This window comes from Aquitalea sp. ASV15 (assembly GCF_016429115.1).
Taxonomy (GTDB): domain Bacteria; phylum Pseudomonadota; class Gammaproteobacteria; order Burkholderiales; family Chromobacteriaceae; genus Aquitalea; species Aquitalea magnusonii.
Window position 1 is genome coordinate 1 of sequence record NZ_JAELTZ010000168.1, and the last position, 320, is coordinate 320.

General features: G+C 74.1%; 1 pseudogene. It reads right to left on the reverse strand.

Features of this window, described 5'->3' with window-relative positions:
* A pseudogene (locus JHD64_RS21360) lies at window positions 1-320 on the reverse strand (hypothetical protein); the annotation flags it as partial.

Sequence of the window (320 nt, forward strand, 5' to 3'; positions counted from 1 at the left end):
GGTTTTCGCGCCCGGCTTCCACGCGGGCAATCTGCCGTTCGCGCTTGGGCAGGATGATCAGCGCCCACAGAATCACCAGCAGCGCCACGCCATCGCGCGGCAGGCCCAGATTATTGTTGAGCCAGGCCTGTCTCTTATACACATCTGACGCTGCCGACGAACGAACAACAGTGTAGATCTCGGTGGTCGCCGTGTCATTAAAAGGGGGGGGGGGGGGGGGGGGGGGGGGGGGGGGGGGGGGGGGGGGGGGGGGGGGGGGGGGGGGGGGGGGGGGGGGGGGGGGGGGGGGGGGGGGGGGGGGGGGGGGGGGGGGGGGGGGG